The 13,645-nt window shown below is 42.8% G+C and carries 16 protein-coding genes; 8 read left to right on the top strand and 8 right to left on the bottom strand.

Going from position 1 to position 13,645, the window contains the following annotated elements:
- Positions 1 to 308: 308 nt before the first annotated feature.
- Positions 309 to 485 carry a hypothetical protein gene (locus tag BJP34_RS44890; protein ID WP_158517565.1) on the top strand — a complete coding sequence of 59 codons (177 nt, stop codon included), beginning with the start codon at positions 309 to 311 and terminating at the stop codon, positions 483 to 485.
- A complete protein-coding gene (gene pheA, locus BJP34_RS31185) occupies positions 415 to 1,275 on the top strand; it encodes a prephenate dehydratase (protein ID WP_070395694.1) in 861 nt (286 codons plus the stop codon). Before BJP34_RS44890 ends, pheA begins: the two co-directional genes overlap by 71 nt.
- Before the next feature lie 156 nt (positions 1,276 to 1,431).
- Here the strand turns inward: pheA and BJP34_RS31180 are convergent, their stop codons facing one another.
- Positions 1,432 to 2,073, bottom strand: coding sequence for an LON peptidase substrate-binding domain-containing protein (locus tag BJP34_RS31180; RefSeq protein WP_070395693.1), 642 nt, complete (start codon positions 2,071 to 2,073; stop codon positions 1,432 to 1,434).
- A gap of 321 nt (positions 2,074 to 2,394) precedes the next feature.
- Here BJP34_RS31180 and BJP34_RS31175 point away from each other — a divergent pair, with 321 nt between their 5' ends.
- The 3 genes from BJP34_RS31175 to BJP34_RS31165 all read left to right on the top strand — a co-directional run bounded on the left by BJP34_RS31175 (position 2,395) and on the right by BJP34_RS31165 (position 5,072).
- The gene (locus tag BJP34_RS31175) at positions 2,395 to 2,811 is read left to right on the top strand and encodes a XisH family protein (RefSeq protein WP_070395692.1); all 417 of its coding nucleotides are present in this window, start codon (positions 2,395 to 2,397) and stop codon (positions 2,809 to 2,811) included.
- Positions 2,799 to 3,134, top strand: coding sequence for a XisI protein (locus BJP34_RS31170; RefSeq protein ID WP_070395691.1), 336 nt, complete (start codon positions 2,799 to 2,801; stop codon positions 3,132 to 3,134). Before BJP34_RS31175 ends, BJP34_RS31170 begins: the two co-directional genes overlap by 13 nt.
- A 768-nt stretch (positions 3,135 to 3,902) precedes the next feature.
- Positions 3,903 to 5,072: a linear amide C-N hydrolase gene (locus BJP34_RS31165; RefSeq protein WP_083305436.1), complete on the top strand. Its 1,170-nt coding sequence runs from the start codon at positions 3,903 to 3,905 to the stop codon at positions 5,070 to 5,072.
- A gap of 295 nt (positions 5,073 to 5,367) precedes the next feature.
- On the opposite strand, the gene BJP34_RS31160 is transcribed toward BJP34_RS31165, so the two are convergent.
- Positions 5,368 to 6,009: a DNA adenine methylase gene (locus BJP34_RS31160; protein ID WP_193431290.1), complete on the bottom strand. Its 642-nt coding sequence runs from the start codon at positions 6,007 to 6,009 to the stop codon at positions 5,368 to 5,370.
- A gap of 43 nt (positions 6,010 to 6,052) precedes the next feature.
- On the opposite strand from BJP34_RS31160, the gene BJP34_RS31155 reads away from it, so the two are divergent.
- Both BJP34_RS31155 and BJP34_RS31150 read left to right on the top strand, forming a co-directional pair.
- A complete protein-coding gene (locus BJP34_RS31155; protein WP_070395690.1) occupies positions 6,053 to 6,391 on the top strand; it encodes a DUF6972 family protein in 339 nt (112 codons plus the stop codon).
- A complete protein-coding gene (locus tag BJP34_RS31150; protein ID WP_070395689.1) occupies positions 6,342 to 6,608 on the top strand; it encodes a hypothetical protein in 267 nt (88 codons plus the stop codon). Before BJP34_RS31155 ends, BJP34_RS31150 begins: the two co-directional genes overlap by 50 nt.
- Positions 6,609 to 6,988: 380 nt before the next feature.
- Here BJP34_RS31150 and BJP34_RS31145 read toward each other — a convergent pair whose 3' ends face one another.
- On the bottom strand, positions 6,989 to 7,432 hold the full coding sequence (locus BJP34_RS31145; protein ID WP_070395688.1) for a hypothetical protein: 444 nt from the start codon (positions 7,430 to 7,432) through the stop codon (positions 6,989 to 6,991).
- Positions 7,433 to 7,614: 182 nt separating this feature from the next.
- On the opposite strand from BJP34_RS31145, the gene BJP34_RS31140 reads away from it, so the two are divergent.
- The gene (locus BJP34_RS31140) at positions 7,615 to 8,598 is read left to right on the top strand and encodes an alpha/beta hydrolase family protein (protein ID WP_070395687.1); all 984 of its coding nucleotides are present in this window, start codon (positions 7,615 to 7,617) and stop codon (positions 8,596 to 8,598) included.
- Positions 8,599 to 9,928: 1,330 nt separating this feature from the next.
- Here BJP34_RS31140 and BJP34_RS48050 read toward each other — a convergent pair.
- The 5 genes from BJP34_RS48050 to BJP34_RS31120 form a co-directional block, all read right to left on the bottom strand.
- Positions 9,929 to 10,174 carry a hypothetical protein gene (locus tag BJP34_RS48050; RefSeq protein WP_070395686.1) on the bottom strand — a complete coding sequence of 82 codons (246 nt, stop codon included), beginning with the start codon at positions 10,172 to 10,174 and terminating at the stop codon, positions 9,929 to 9,931.
- 6 nt (positions 10,175 to 10,180) lie between these two features.
- Complete coding sequence (locus BJP34_RS31130; RefSeq protein WP_418904176.1) at positions 10,181 to 11,149, bottom strand: AAA family ATPase; 969 nt, start codon at positions 11,147 to 11,149, stop codon at positions 10,181 to 10,183.
- 126 nt (positions 11,150 to 11,275) lie between these two features.
- Positions 11,276 to 11,479 carry an AAA family ATPase gene (locus tag BJP34_RS48045; RefSeq protein WP_229424113.1) on the bottom strand — a complete coding sequence of 68 codons (204 nt, stop codon included), beginning with the start codon at positions 11,477 to 11,479 and terminating at the stop codon, positions 11,276 to 11,278.
- Between the two features lie 280 nt (positions 11,480 to 11,759).
- Complete coding sequence (locus tag BJP34_RS31125; protein WP_070396972.1) at positions 11,760 to 12,653, bottom strand: metal ABC transporter permease; 894 nt, start codon at positions 12,651 to 12,653, stop codon at positions 11,760 to 11,762.
- 473 nt (positions 12,654 to 13,126) lie between these two features.
- A complete protein-coding gene (locus tag BJP34_RS31120; RefSeq protein WP_070396971.1) occupies positions 13,127 to 13,609 on the bottom strand; it encodes a DUF2656 domain-containing protein in 483 nt (160 codons plus the stop codon).
- Positions 13,610 to 13,645: the final 36 nt, after the last annotated feature.

The raw sequence follows: 13,645 nt of genomic DNA, 5'->3' as shown, positions 1-13,645 counted from the left end.
CCAAACAAGCCTAAAAATACCCCAGCTACTAATAACTGATATACTGACTAACTTAGGGCTATTTTTTTTCAATAGCTTACAGTTAACTTCTTAATCAATACAAAGCACCTAAAAATCTGATCTAATCCTAATTTATTATTGATTATTTTATGACAATTAACCCACCCTAATCTAGATAATATTACTAACTATATCATGAAACCAAATGCTAATTTATGATCACACAAAAAAATTATCATAGCGACTGAATCAATACAAGGATTACAGTTTTTGACCTGACTAAAAATCCTTATCTACTTGATTAACTCTTGCCTCTTGCCTCTTGCCTCTTGCCTCTTGCCTCTTGCCTCTTGCCTCTTGCCTCTTGCCCTTCCCTAAACGATTTTGTTCACAACTCAAATTATATTGTCTATTATGTCACTTTCTATTGCCTATCTCGGACCACCAGGAACTTATACAGAAGCCGCTGCCACAGCTTATGCTGAGCGACTCCAGAAACAACAGGGTCAACAATCCCTCTTGTGTCCTTATCCCAGCATTGGCCAAACCTTACAATCAGTAGCTAACCAACAAGTTGATCTAGCAGTGGTACCTGTAGAGAATTCCATTGAAGGCAGTGTCGCCATGACACTAGATCGGCTTTGGCAACTAGATCAGCTCCAAATCCAACAGGCTCTGGTTTTGCCAATCAGACATTGTCTGATGTCACGGGCATCAACCATAGCAGACATTAAAACGGTTTATTCCCATCCCCAAGCCCTGGCTCAGTGTCAGGGGTGGTTAGAGCAGTTTCTGCCATCAGTGCAACTGGTACCTACCAACTCCACTACTGAAGCGCTACAATTTTTGGACAAAGATCACAATGCAGCAGCGATCGCTTCTGAACGAGCAGCAAAGCTTTATACTCTACCAGTACTGGCATCTAACATTAATGACTATCCCGATAATTTCACTCGATTTTGGGTGCTGAGTTTAAAGCCATCTCCTGGAGGTAGTCATACCTCCTTAGCATTTAGTCCTCCTGCTAATATACCTGGATCCTTGTCTAAACCACTCCAGGTATTTGCCCGTCGAGGTATTAATTTAAGTCGGATTGAGTCTCGTCCCACCAAGCGATTACTTGGTGAGTACATATTCTTTATTGAACTGGAATCAGATCTCTATGCACCATTATTTAAAGCCGCTCTTGAGGAAATAATCCCTGATCAGGAAATCCTCAAGATTTTTGGCAGCTACACCCTCATCAATGTCGATAATTTGACTGTCAACAGTTAACCGTCAACCGTGAATAAAAATGTTGTTATAGCGCTGGTAGCACCGAATAGGGACTAGGGAACTTCGGACAAGGGAAGGGAAAATAATTGATGAAAACAGTATCAATAAAATACTAATGCTACGAGGTCTATTCTCTCTTAAGCTTATAATCAAAGCTTAATTTAAGGCATCTTTGAGTACAGTACGTGCCGCTAAGTGATTGCGAGTAGAAGTGAGAATTTCGGTTTCCCGTTCTAGACGTTTTTCTGTGTCCAGGGTCTCTAAAAGTGCCTGCTGTTCTAAGGCTACGCCATACAGATTGCTAGCAACCCAGTAAGACAACTCAATGGGTAGATCGGGCAGGTCTTCTGGTAGCTCAATTTTCTGGTTGGTCAACTTCGCGGAAAGACGCACAACATCCCGCAATAACTGTGCCACTTCTTTTGCCTTTGGTTTGAGGTCTTTAGCTGGTGGCTGGTCTTCAATCCATTCCACTAGTCCAACCCGATAGGGCTTTTCACGAACGTACTCTAAGACCCGAAACCGCTGCTGACCTAAGGTTACTATTTTCATCCGGTCATCGGGAAGACGCTGAAAGTGGATAATTTCAGCGCAACAGCCAATTGTAGCTGGTTCCTGTTTAACAGGATCCCACATTAAGACACCAAATCTGCGATCGCTATCCAAAATCGTGTTCATCATGATTCGGTAGCGAAATTCAAAAATGTGTAACGGCAGAGGGCGTCCAGGAAATAAAACGACTTCAGGTAGGGGAAATATGGGGAGTTCTCTGACAGCTATCGAGGAAGAGGATACCATTGTGCCTGGGTTAAAAAGGTAACTTCGTTTATTTACATACTGTAACGGATTTTGTGTTTGATACTCCAAGGCATAATTCTTCCTGTAGTCTTTTGTAGTGACCTAGCTAGACTCGCCAGGGTAGGGGAGTGTAGGCTTGAGCTTGTGAGCAATAGGGGTGATAACTTACTACTCTGACAGGGGATCTGTAGATTAAAGCATCAACTTTTCGAGATAGTTGGTTTCACACCCCTGAAGGTAACCGTTAGACTGTGCCATTACAGCCGTATAGACTTACCTTAGAAGTCAGTATCATAAAGATGCAGGGTTGAGATTCGATTTGTGTCCGCCAAAGATCTTTTCCACGAAGCTGTAAAGCAAGCGCTTCAAAAAGACCAGTGGGTGATTACTCACGATCCACTGACGTTTAAGTTTGGAAACATCAACTTCCGAGCTGATCTAGGTGCAGAGCGATTGATCGCAGCAGAACGGACAGGGGAGAAAATAGCGGTTGAGATCAAAAGCTTTTTGAATCCCTCTGCCATTACCGATTTTTACTCTGCATTGGGCCAGTTTCTCAGCTATCGTCTTGCTTTGGAGTCTGTTGAGCCAGACCGGAGTCTATATTTGGCAGTTCCAAAAGATGTTTACCAAACATTTTTCCAATACGAGTTTACTCAAACTGCGATACAAAAGTATCAGGTCTTGATAATTGTGTATGATTCAGCGAAAGAGGTGATTGTTGAATGGAGAAAGTAGCTCAATACCGCCAGTACGTTCAAACATTACTGAACGACTACGCCAAGGATGATGTTTCAAATGATGAGGTGGAAGTACAACTCATTTTTGATACTGTTCGGGATCATTACCAGTGGATGAATGTGGGTTGGGAAGATTTGAATCGAATTTACCGTTCTATAGTTCATTTAGATATCAAAGACGGAAAAATTTGGCTCCAGCAAAATCTGACAGATCTCAATCCTGCTGAGGAGTTAGTTGAGATGGGCGTTCCAAGAGACGATATTGTATTGGGTTTACAGGCTCCTTATAAACGTCCGTACACTGACTATGGTGTCGCTTGAGATAGTAGTGGTTTAAGGATTCAGCTATCAGCTATCAGCTATCAGCTATAGCGCTACGCGCACGCTACTTGAGGTGCTAAAGGCCTTTGGCCACGCTACGCGAACAGCTTATGCGTCACGCTACGGGAATGGCTGACGGCTGACGACTGACAGCTTAATGCTTACGGTCTAATTAACCTATCTGCCAGATCTTCCCTGGCGCTATTGATAGACTCCTTTTCCGACTTACCGCCTTTTTTCCCCGCTTTACGGATTGGCGACCAGTTGCTACGGTAGCAGTAATCCTGTCACCCCAGCACCAGGGGAGAGGGACAAAAACACTACAAACTACCCTCAATGCTATTCATAAGTCAGCAATAGGAGTCCTTGAAATCCTTTTATAAGTCATTTAAACTCATTTATGATTAACGAATTCCCAACCCTTTACCCTAGCGAACGACTAGGAGAAAGGATTGGTTTTTCCCCAAAGCTAGTCTCCCGCTGCTGCCCTCAAAGCCCTTAAGCATCCCAGGTCGTAGGTACCGTTTCTCCCTCGGAGTAAAAGCGGGGCGATCGCCTATAATTACAATCCCTCCGAGTCGCCAAGGTCAGAGGTACTGATGATGGTAGCGCTTGCTCGTGAGTCCAAGTCCTTTGAGTTGCGAGGTTCTCAAAGGTGAGTTGAGATGGTGGCGCGATCACTAGTGGCGAGGTCTAGAAAAATTTGGAAGGATATGATACATTCCTGTCTGGTGCAATCTACATGCATAAACACAGGAGGAATAAGTTATGCACTTCATTGTGCGAACTCTCAAAGCATTATTGATCTGTGGGTTAATCATAAATCTGGTTTTTTTGAGTGATGCTCAAGCATGTACAAGGGCTATTCATGCGTCTTATACAGAAGACGTCACACCGACCTATGCTGTCACTGGCCGCAGTATGGATTGGTATGAAGACTCTAAATCTAATCTATGGATGTTTCCGGCTGGAATGGAGCGAGATGGGGTAGTAGGTAAGAATTCTGTTGAGTGGAAGTCAAAATATGGAACTGTGATCGCTGCTGCCTACGATACAGCTACTATTGATGGGTTGAATGACCAAGGCTTGATGGCAAATATGCTGTTTCTTGCCGAAGCAGATTTCGGCGAGCGTGACACCTCCCGTGAGGGAATATCATGGTCAGCATATATTCAGTATATTTTGGACAATTTTGCAACGGTTCAGGAAGCCGTAAGTGCATTGGAGAACGATGAGTTACAAGTCGTTTCCTCACCGCTTCCTAGCGACAGCGGTATCAGCTATCCCGCTACAGTCCATTTTTCTATTTCAGATGCACTGGGTGACTCGGCTATCTTTGAACACGTCGAAGGCAAGCTGGTTATTCACCATGGAAAGGAATTTGTGGTGATGACCAACTCTCCTATCTACGATGAGCAAATAGCACTCAATGCTTATTGGGAATCAGTAGGTGGCGATGCTATGCTACCTGGAACAGACCGAGCAGCTGACAGGTATGTACGAGCGAGCTATTACCTAAAAAATCTACCTACTCCTCAGTCCGACAGAGAAACAGTGGCCAATGTAATGTCGGTCATTCGCAATGCATCAGCTCCATTCCAAGAATTAACTAATCCAGAAGAACCCAATATTTCCTCTACCATTTGGCGAACAGCAGCAAATCACCTTAGCAACGTTTATTACTTTGAATCAACTTTATCCCCCAATGTTATTTGGGTCGAGCTGACAGAAGATGACTTGAAACAAGGACCACCAGTCAAGAAGTTGGAACTCTCAGGAAACTATGATCTAGTCGGTAATGTTACTGGTGATTTTATTGAAGCAGAGGAATTCAAGTTTACTGGCCCCTGCGATGAGGGAATTCCAATTGAGGACCTTCCAAGTTTCTGCTTTGTCCGGTACCATCCCAGGATAAGCGCAAGAAAAAATCGCCCATAATGTGCATTGGCTGGATATCGGTTGATCGTAGCTCGAAACCCCTATAATCTCGTATAACTGTACTCGCAATAGAGTTAATTTGTTGAGAATGACTCGGTCTTTTTATCAATAAGCCTAGGCTTATTGATTCTTGCCCTTACCCTGGGTACCATCCTAGGCTAGGCTGAGGGACGAAACCCAGCTACCACAAGCCTTGGCGTGCCTAATTAACCTGCCCGAAGGAGTCGCCCCAGACCATCGGCTACCCTTCGGGAAGGCTACGCCAACATCGTTTGGGTCAGCCTTCACATAATGACTACCCTAAAAACCAATCCAAATTTCGGCCAATCAACAATTCTGTCTTCTCAGCATGATGAGTGTTTTTCATAGCAATAGGTTGTACAGCAAATTCATAGCGACTTGCTATATCCCTTATTTCTTCTGTATTGTCATAGCTCATCAAAAAATCGCCTTCCAATTGGCTAGCAAGTTTAAATACAGCTTCATGATCAACTGTTGAATATCGATAGAGCCTGCGCCCAGCTTTTAGATAAGGTGGATCAATGAAATAAATAGCATCGTTGCGGTGATAATTTTGCTCACAAACCTCAACTCCATCCCCAGCAATAAATTCAATTTTTTTTCTGATTTTATCAATAGAAAGTATACGCTTTTTCAGAGTATCAGGATACCAGCGTGAGGTGATTCCTTTCCCATTTTCCCCATTTTTCATAAAGCTAGCACCATCAGCCAGAATTCCACCACGATTAACGCGATTTTTCACTATTGTTGCGAAAGCGAGAGATTCCAGAGATTCATTAGCAGAATCAATCGCTTGCTTGGCACTCTGTGGAGTTAAATTAAAGTTGACAATAGTTTCCGCTAGCCATTCGGCACCACCACCTAAAATGACCTGCCATACAGCTGCAGTTGAGGGGGTTTTTTGGTCTTGCTCCATACCATAAATTTGGTATGCTCAAAACACTCGATATTTCTAGTGTATGAGTGGCATCGATCGTGAGATTTTTCTGGATTCTAGACACATTGCCAAGCATCTACCTGGCACACCACAAGTACAGCGGTTACTCAGGCGAGGCCGATCGGCTCATGTTTTTAACAATCAAGCCACAATGGAAAGAGTTGCTCAAGCCATCATAGAGACAGGAGAGTTTACCGGAGTCATACGAGGATATGAGCGTTACGGTTTGTTCTTCGCTGATTCAATTGGTTACAGAATCAGCCCCGATGGTAGCCCAAGCACTCCCTTGTTTTATGGAGAGGTGAAGATTGATGGAAAAAACCAATACCATGTTATTCCCCGTACTCGACCCAGCCAATAGTGAGTGGGATTTCGCTGAAGTTTGGATTGACCCCATGCTATCCCCTCCCTACATCCTGCTGTTACTGGGTAATTCATCAGGTAGTTGTCGTGTGTACGATCCTGCTGAGAATTACAAGGTTGTGTTTAGTGGAGCAACCTATGATGAAACCCAAACTTGGCTGTTGGAAGATGAATACGAGCCAATCGAAGGGCGACTTTCAGCATCAGAGTTATAAAGATTCCTGGTCATTCCACATTCGCGGGTTTCACTATTTGACCTTGGCTCGTAAGCCCCTGGTTAAGCTCACAATCTTGATTTATCCCTTTTCTGTTGTATCGTAAGCATTCAGCTATCAGCCGTCAGCTCTCAGCTCTCAGTAAGTAGGGTAGGGTGAGCCGCTGTTCCCTAAAACCCAGAAGTTTTTACCTCATCGAATTGAAAACCGCTGTAGATCAGTGATCAGATCCATTTACCCACCGGACAAGAGTGATCGCACTTGGTAGGCTATCAGTGATCAGCCGTCAGCTATCAGTAGGGTAGGGTGGGCAAATTAGGAGAATTTGGCCATTAGATCAGTGATCAGATCCATTTGCCCACCGGACAAGAGCGATCGCACTACCCTAAAAACCAATCCAAATTTCGGCCAATCAGCAATTCGGTCTTCTCAGCATGATGAGTGTTTTTCATAGCAATAGGTTGTACAGCAAATTCATAGCCACTTGCTAGATCTCTTATTTCTTCTGTATTTTCATAGCTCATCAAAAAATCGCCTTCCAATTGGCTAGCAAGTTTAAATACAGCTTCATGATCAACTGCTGAATATCGATAGAGCCTGCGACCAGCTTTTAGATAAGGTGGATCAATGAAATAAATAGCATCGTTTCGGTCATAATTTTGCTCACAAACCTCAAACCCATCCCCGGCAATAAATTCAATTGTAGCAGTAATTCTGTCACCCCAGCACCAGAGGAGAAGGCCAAAAACATAACAGACTACCCTCACCGCTATTGAGAAGTCAGCTGTTGGAGACTTTGCCATTTCTGAGTCAGAACGACTCATTGAGGATCAACGAATTCCAAACCATTGATTGAAACGGACCCGAAGGCGAAAGGATTGGCTTTTCCCAGAGTGCGTCTCGCGCCGCTAGCCTCAATGCCGTTAGCCTTCCATCTATGGGTGTGCTTCAAAGCTCACTGTAATTGATAAGCTCATTAAAGTCTGAATAAATAAGTTTTTGTGGTATGGTTATTCGAGCAATTTTTCAGTCTACCAAAGTAGAAGATGCTTCCTCTCCATATGACACCATTCATTTGAAAGTTTTCTATCCAGCCCTGATGTCAGGCAGCGATCAGGAACAAAATATGGGTATTGTTCCTGCTGATCCTCAGCAGTCTCCCTTCAAAGTCGTCATTTTCTTTAATGGCATAAACTGTAGTCCTGAAGTATATCAGTGGCTTGCTATTAAGTTGGCAGAACGTGGGCTTGTGGTTGTCACTTTCTCCTGGGTTGCCGAAAACTTACCTGGTATAGTAGGTCTGACTCCAGGTGTTGACATCGCAATGTTGAATCCAAACACCTATGGTTCAGCTCCAACAGCCTCTGCTTTACCAAGCCTATTGGTAGCATTAGAGGAATTACAACTTAACGGAGTTCTAGCTGGCCTGCTTGATTTAAAACAGATCATTCTAGGAGGACACTCCGCTGGGGGCAGAGTTGCAATTGAAAGTGCAAATCCACGCTTCTTTCCACAAATTGTGGCTTCTTTTGCCTATGGTGCACATACAGCAGGAGGGAAGCAACTAGGATATCCATCGGGCACAATCTTGCCTTTACCTGATGCTTTACCATTAATGCTGATTGGAGGAACCTGTGATGGAGTTATTGCCAACAGCAGCCACCGCTATGGAGTGACTTGGGAACAAGCAACCACTCCAGTGTTACGCACTTTTAGGGAAGCGATCTCAGCAGGCAGAGACGATAGTTATCTGCTACTTCTAGAGGGAGCCAATCATTTCTCTATTGCTTATCCATCTGATTCCACGACTGGTAGACCTTTCCTAGACTATCCAGCATCTCAACCGGAAGACCTACTACGGAATTTGCTAGCAGAAACAATTGGTTTATTCATTGATGCTCATGTTTCCCATCAACCTCAAGCTTTGTCAGCAATCAATAAATACTTAAGTTCTGAGAACCCTTTGATTGCCTCCTTTGAGCGGAAGTAATGTGAAGTACCCCAACCTGCTTGACCTTTGGTCACGCTACGCGAACGCTGAGGTTGGGGCTTCCAATTCTCAGGTCAACTCAGGGACGGTTTTATTCGTCTTTCGGGCTTCCCGCTTCATCCGCCGATGCCTCAAACAGAGGCGCGACCCAAGGCCGGGTTACCCGGCCATTGGAAAGCGCGCCTGCTGCAATACGGTCTTACTCAGCGTCCACAGGCAGATATCCGCCTTCCGCAGACATATAGTTTACAAGGGCAGACTCACCTTGGAATTACGACTCTGTGGTCAACCAGCCGGGGCTTGTCTCTTCCCGGAGACGAAACCTTAGAATAAGGCAGCCTTAATCATAAAGTTTTAACCCTTTTACCCATAGCCGACCAACCATAAAGGCTGCCTTATTCTTGCGGTAACTTCTGACCCTGAGCTCTGCTAGTACTTTGTACACCTAATGGTCTAAAAACTGATAGGATTTTAGACCATTTGTAAGGTAGCCTTTTAGTCAGTCAGGCGGGTCAGCGACCATCTTTATTCTAACATGAATCGTGATGATTTGTCATTACAAGTTGTCGTCTCGCTATCCATCCCCACCCTGGAAGAGGGTGGGGAATTCCGCGAGTTTTGTTAAATTAATTTAGTGAGATTGTTGGGTTACTTAACTTAACCTAACCTACCAGCGGGCTTGATCGCACTGTGTTACATTTTGACTTAACATCCATAAGTCTAAGTCTGGCCTAATTCACCTAGGGGTCGCGATCGCCCCCGACCCCTAGCTAGAAAACCGGTGATGCGATCGCGAAGCGTGGCCTACGGCCAATCGCTTTTAGCGGCTCCTAGGTCGCATCGCGAAGCGTGGCCTACGGCCAATCGCACAAGCGCGGAAGCTTAGCGTGACTCGCGTAGCGTGACCGTTCGCGAAGCGTGGCCTTTTGGCCAAGGTCAATCGCAATCAAGTTTCAGCAGACTTCCCAGTGCAATTCCCTAGTTGCCCGATTGTCACTTTTGTTCAGACTTCGCTATAAAATAGACACAGCTCAAGCTTACCCTTAGGCTCAAAATCAGGAGACTGAGGTAGCATACAGTGACTTTACTCTCAAGAAAGTCAAGAAGAAGAAGCCTAACCATAGGCTTACGTACTTTTTTTCTAGATGGTAATTTTACTTAAATTATAAGTATCTTGAATAGTCTTAATGCAGAAACTAGCATTATAGTTCTTCTTAAACTTCCTTTGCAGTTGTTGTATAGTCGTTGTTAGTTTGGGAACGCGAGTCGAAACTACAAAGCACAGCTTTTTGATTTTTTGTGGGTTATCTGAAAGTAACTTAATCGTCGATTATATCTGCTCAAATGCATGTTTAATCTTACTTCCTTTCAACTCTACATAAATTTCTAATCCGTTACTACAAACAAGGGCGTAATCACAGCGCTTATTTTCATCATCTGCGATAGCACAGCCATCAACTGTAATTACTAAAATTTTATCTTTGTTGGGATTGAGTAAAGTTAGTTTACTATTGTTTTCCTCTAATACGATTATCTTGTCATGCTTATATTCCTCACAATCTTGGAAACTTTTCATAAATAGTCAAGCTAAGTCCAAAAGTTTATCAAACTCAATAGCTAGCTGATCAGAAACACCGTCAATAACATTGGCATTGATCAGACCTGTATCATTGTCTAAAATATTTTCAGCCTTGCCATTTTCTAGGACATAGGCTGATAAATCAGACGTACTCAGGGCTTTATAGCTAGGAACAATTTTTTCTAATTTAGGTAAGGTATCCTGGCTAGATTCTTCATAGAGCATACCAGCTTGAATCAGATTATTGATTGCAGTTAGGACGTAAGGACTATGGGTGGTGATAAAGAATTGAAGTTTTTGCTTTTGCGGATCAGAATTAAAAACACAGGCGATTAACTCAACCATGTTTCGTTGTGCGCTTGGAAATAGATGAGCTTCTGGTTCCTCAATATAAACAGTTTGTCCAGCCGAACGGTCATAAACTGAAAAAGGTAGTGCTGAAAGCATAATCGTCAGGGGAAATGTTGCTTGCTGACCAGAAGAAGAGTTGGCAATACTAATCCGTCTTCCATCTGCCATCTTCACAAAATCTTCGCCTTTTTCCTGTATGTGTTCCCCACATAACACTTTTTTAACAAGCCTGTCGATTTCATCGTTTATCTCTTTTTTGTTGATATCTTCAGTTTCTTTGATGATTCTCACATTCAAACGTTTTATAGTTTCGTAAGTGGAACCAAACTCGATCAGAAATGGATCGATAACACTCTTATTAGAAATCAAAGAAAATATACTACTTTGGAGATTCGCAAAGAAAGAGCGACCAGCAGGAATAAAAAGCTGGGTATAAGCTGCCTCATCACATACTGAACTACTCAAAAATTTTGTCAACTGTTCTCTTAGAATTTCCCTACTGAACAAAAATCTTTCAACCAGCTCCACTTGAGTAATTTTGTCAGAGCTTTTTCCGCTAATTTTTTTCAGCCCTTTGCGTAATTCTAATAGTTCTTTTTTAAAAAATTCTGAGTAACTAATATCAAGTTTACCCTTAGTATTTGGTTTTTTAAAAATTTCGATAAAAACATTAGAGATTTCATACTTAATATAGAAATCATCATCTCCCCATGAATCTGGAGGAAAGTAGTTTTCAAAAGTTTTAGATTAACTTGACTCTAGTTGACGCTTTGTTTGTTGATTTTCTACTGTATATAAAATTTTCCAAACAAAGTTTTTAAAGTAAAAAAGAAGTTTAGCACATACACTTTTTCCACTAGCTTGAGGTCCAATCACGATATTGATTCGTTTAACCTCAATCTCTAGTTCGTCGATACCAGCAAAATTTTTAACTGTAAGTTTTTCAACCATGACCAGAGATTAGAGTAAGCTGAGGTCTAGTGCATGGGTGTTGCTAGCCCTTACACTACACTAGTCTTGAGTTATTTAGTTATAGTTTACCATGTCTACATGCTATTACCATGTTCAACATGCTGATAGCCAATACCTAATAGTTAATGGCTGATAGCACCTCAAGTAGCGTGCGCGTAGCGCTTAAGCTAATAGCTGATAGCTGATAACTAATAGCTGATTGCTGATTGCTGATGGCTGATTGCTGATGGCTGATTGCTGATAGCTGATTGCTGATTACTTACCCTCGATTCGATCTCAATAATTCCTTCAGCAAAGTCAATAACTTAGCCTGGCGACGTGCGACAGCTGGCTCCGTGAGAATCCCTTGGCTTGGGCTAAACAAAAATGCCAGGAAAAATAAGCCAAAGATTACCATTACAATAGCGGGGCCTGATGGCCAATTAAAATAGTAGCTTATATACATGCCACTGACACTATAAAAAATTCCAATCATTGAGCCTAAACCCATCATGTGATGTAATTCTTTTACTAATAAATAAGCCGTAGTCGCGGGTCCGATTAACATAGAAATAACCAGCAACACCCCTACCGTCTGCATACTGGCCACAATGGTGAGAGTAATCGCTAAGATTAACCCGAAATAAATTAGTTTGACCGGTAAACCGCTAGCTTGCGCTCCTAAAGGGTCAAAGGTATAGAATAATAGCTCTTTATAGAACAACTTTGTTAAAAGTAAAATTACTCCTGTAATCACCAGGGTTTGCCAGACATCTCCTGGTCTCACCCCTAAGATGTCACCAAAAAGAATATTTTCTAAGTCAAGTTGGTTAGTTTTCAGCACCGTAATTAGTATCACTCCCAAACCTAAAAAACTGCTGAAAGTCAACGCCATTGCTGCATCCACTTTGACTCGCGTACGCTGAGGAATCACCGCTACAACTAAAGCGCTAAGGACACCTGCAATAAAGGCACCAATAGAGATATTTATTCCTAAAAAAAATGCGATTGAGAGACCAGGTAAAACCGCATGGGCAATCACACTACTAATCAGGCTCATTTGTTGTACAATTAAGTAGCTGCCTACCACTGCGCCTAATATCCCCAACAGCACAGCCGTTGCGATCGCATTCCGCATAAATTCAAAACCTAGGGGCTCAATCAGCCAATTCATACTAAATAAAAGGGAGTAGGGAACAGGGAACAGGGAATAGGGAGTAGGGAGTAGGGAGTAGGGAGTAGGGAGTAGGGAGTAGGGAGTAGGGAGTAGGGAGTAGGGAGTAGGGAGTGTGGGGAGATGGGGAGATGGGGAGATGGGGAGATTTTTATTAAGTGTCAATAGCATTTATAGCGTTTCTAGGATTTATGAGGTACGCTTTTCCGCCTCAAAGTCCCCCTTGATAAGGGGGATTTAGGGGGATCCCTTTGTACCTCATGGCATAGCGATGCAGCGCGGTCTTGGGGGTTTCCCCCATGAGCGACTGCATCAAGACAGATAATTGCTATATAAATATATCATTAACAATCTTACTTGCGGATTTTTAATAATACCAAAAATACTCCCAACTATTTCATCCTACTCCCTGCTCCCTGCTCCCTGCTCCCTAAAACAAAATAATTTGTAGGTCATACAAATCTGCTGTAACGTTAGGATGCAGCATTATTCCTTTTTTCAATCTTGAAAACATTGTCGATGGTTTTACCAGCTGTTTTTTCCTCCCATCCTAGGGCTGTTAAAAATTGCTCTGCTGAGGTTGTTTCTACAACATCAACTCCCCATTCTCCGGTTTGGAGAGTATCAGGAGCATTACTTAAGGGTGGAGTTTTCTTTAAACCTCCTAATATTAAGATATCTGGCATAAAATCTCCCTTTTTTTGACTAATCCTCTTCTCGTCTAGAGCTTGAGCGCACAATTCTCCAACTTGAGGTGCTGTAAACTCTTGAGTAGGGAATAAAATCTCAACCATCCAATGGGGATGATCTAATTTACGACACTTTAAGGATGGATAGTTACTTAATCCTTCAGCAAATACCTGAGTAAATTCTTCCCGGTTTAGTTCAGGGAAACTATCGTCTGATAGTTCAAAGTTATGGGAAAGCAACATCCGACCAGTTTGAGAGTCAGTCATGAGTCCTGTAATATCCTGTTTGATCAATTTTCCAGC

Source organism: Moorena producens PAL-8-15-08-1 (genome assembly GCF_001767235.1).
Classification (GTDB): domain Bacteria; phylum Cyanobacteriota; class Cyanobacteriia; order Cyanobacteriales; family Coleofasciculaceae; genus Moorena; species Moorena producens_A.
This window is presented reverse-complemented; position numbering and strand designations above follow the sequence as displayed.